Consider the following 1,977-nt stretch of genomic DNA (forward strand, 5'->3'; position numbering starts at 1 on the left):
GCATCACCTTCCCCGCGCTGACCGAGGCGCAGGGCAAGCTCGACGCGGCCCGCAAGGCGCTCAAGAGCGTGTTCGACGAGGCCGGCCCCGATCTCGACATGGACAAGGTCAAGTCGGTGGACGGCGACTCCAAGGCCAAGGTCGAGTGGATCCGCGCGAAGAACGCCGAGATCGACGACCACGCCGCGAAGGTCGAGCAGCTCATCGAGGTCGCCAAGGCCGCGCAGGGCGTCCGCGACGCCGAGGAGCGCGAGGAGAAGGCCAAGGGTGGGGAGCGCGGCGACGGCGCGCGGGACCGCGAACGCGGCGGCAACCGCAAGAGCATCGGCGAGTACTTCACCGAGTCGGACGCCTACCTGAAGCGGGCCGGGAAGACGGGCCCCGAGGCGCACCTCGACGTGGACCTGAAGTCGCTGTTCCAGACCGGTGACGGGTGGGCGCCCGAGGCCGTCCGGGGGCCGCGCGTCGTGGACTTCGTGACCGCGCCGATCCAGTTCACCGACCTCATCCCGCAGACCACGACCAGCCAGAACGCCGTGGTCTACATGGAGGAGACCACGTTCGTGAACAACGCGGCCGAGGTCGCCGAGGGTGGCCCGTTCCCCGAGTCCGCGCTCGGCCTGGAGGAGAAGAACTCCCCGGTCCGGAAGATCGCGACGTGGCTGCCGATCACCGACGAGCAGCTCGAGGTCATCCCGCAGGCGCGGGCCTACGTCAACAACCGGCTGCCGTTCATGGTCCGCCAGCGACTGGACTCGCAGCTCCTGCTCGGCGACGGGACGAACGGCACCCTGCGCGGGCTGCTGAACACCCCGGGCATCCAGACGCAGGCCAAGGGCGGCGACCCGATCCCGGACGCCGTCTACAAGGCGATGACCAAGATCAAGGTCAACGGGCTCGCGATGCCCGACGCGACGATCTGGAACCCCGAGGACTGGCAGACCGTCCGGCTGCTGCGCACCACGGACGGCATCTACATCTGGGGATCGCCGTCCGAGCCCGGCCCGGCGCGGATCTGGGGCCTCCCGGTCGTCGAGATCTTCGGGATGACCAAGGGCACGACGGCGCTCGGCGCGTTCGGCCAGTTCTCCGAGCTGGCGGTCCGGCGCGGCATGGACGTCCAGGTGTCCAACAGCCACGGCGAGTTCTTCGTCTCCGGCAAGCAGGCGGTGCGCGCGGACATCCGCGTCGCGGTCATCTACTACCGCCCGGCGGCGTTCGCGACCGTCACCGGCCTGTAGGCCGACCTGTTCCACGGCCCGGCGCGAGACGGCATCCCGCACGCGCCGGGCCGTACCACGAAGGAGGACCCATGCCCTACCAGGGCGGATACCCCACGCTGCCGACTCGGTCGGTTCGCGCCCGCTACGACTTCGCCAAGGACGGCGGCGCGGTCGGCGACATCGACCTCACCAAGACCGCCGTCATCCCCAAGAACGCGGTGATCATCGGCGGGTTCGCCGAGGTGGACGTCGTCCCCACCTCCGGCGGCGCGGCGACGCTCGCGCTGAAGGTCGAGGGCGCCGGCGACATCATCGCCGCCGCCGCGATCTCGGGCGCCCCGTGGTCGAGCATCGGCCGCAAGTCCGTGATCCCCGTGTTCACGGGCGCGACGTCGGTGAAGACCACGGCCGCGCGGAAGGTCCAGGCGACCGTGGCGACCGCCGCGCTGACGGCGGGCGTGATCGACGTCGTCCTGTTCTACGTCGAGATGCCCGACTGATGGGCAGCACGCACGCCGAGCGGCGGCTGTGGCGGACCGCCGACGACCGTCTCGTCGGGGATGGCGACCCGGACGGGCTGCACCTCGCCTACGCGCCGGGCGACGCCATCGCTGCGGCGGACCAGGCCAAGGTCCCCGACCGCGGGCGCGAGCAGCTCCTCGGCGACCTTCTCCTTGACGTCGGCGAGCTGGCCGCGCAGCTCCTCGACGGTGACGTACTCCATCAGCCCGCCGCCTTGGTGCGGCCCGGCGCG

General features: G+C 71.2%; 3 protein-coding genes. All 3 read left to right on the top strand.

Annotated elements, in window-relative coordinates:
- Positions 1–1,241, top strand: a 1,241-nt coding sequence (locus amrb99_RS49265; RefSeq protein ID WP_206700426.1) for a phage major capsid protein, incomplete at its 5' end; no start/stop codon positions are given.
- Between the two features lie 71 nt (positions 1,242–1,312).
- On the top strand, positions 1,313–1,723 hold the full coding sequence (locus amrb99_RS49270; RefSeq protein WP_190869009.1) for a hypothetical protein: 411 nt from the start codon (positions 1,313–1,315) through the stop codon (positions 1,721–1,723).
- Positions 1,723–1,977, top strand: a 255-nt coding sequence (locus tag amrb99_RS49275; RefSeq protein ID WP_206700427.1) for a hypothetical protein, incomplete at its 3' end; no start/stop codon positions are given. The genes amrb99_RS49270 and amrb99_RS49275, both read left to right, overlap by 1 nt.

It is taken from the genome of Actinomadura sp. RB99, assembly GCF_014706005.1.
Classification (GTDB): domain Bacteria; phylum Actinomycetota; class Actinomycetes; order Streptosporangiales; family Streptosporangiaceae; genus Spirillospora.